We start from the raw sequence: 538 nt of genomic DNA on the forward strand, positions 1-538 counted from the left end.
TGCCAGCCCCGGGCTGGAGCACGTTGACAAGCACGAGGCCGATGATCAGTGCAAAGGTACTGACAACTTCAAAATAAAGCAGTGCGAGGCCGCCCGTCTTGCCCACTTTCTTCATGTCTTCCATGCCGGCAATGCCGATCACCACGGTGCAGAAAATGATGGGCGCGATCATCATCTTGATGAGCTTGATGAAGCCGTCACCCAGAGGTTTCATTTCTGCGCCCAGCGCAGGATGGAAATGACCCAGAATCACGCCTGCGATCACGGCGCAAACAACCTGGAAGTAGAGCGAGCGGTAAAGAGGAAGCTTGCGGCTTGTTGTTTGCGTTGTCATTGCCGGCCGCATCGGTTGATGCGTGGTTGTGATGGGTTGCCAAATATAGTCCCGCCACATGGTTTATCCATGTGGAAAACCACACCCTCACAATCGTTACCGGTGCATACAAGATGCCCGGTTACCCCGGCAGGGTACTTAGCTGACGGTATTGCTCTCGCGGCCGCCCGGCGCAGAAGGGCGGGCCATCCAGGCAATCAGCGA

The 538-nt window shown here is 56.1% G+C and carries 1 protein-coding gene; it reads right to left on the minus strand.

Features of this window, described 5'->3' with window-relative positions; all coding sequences use genetic code 11:
- A partial coding sequence (locus AC1D0Z_RS23965; RefSeq protein WP_477660597.1) for a cation:dicarboxylate symporter family transporter occupies positions 1-334 on the minus strand: 334 nt, incomplete at its 3' end.
- Positions 335-538: the final 204 nt, after the last annotated feature.

The organism is Polaromonas sp. P1_E3 (assembly GCF_056405935.1).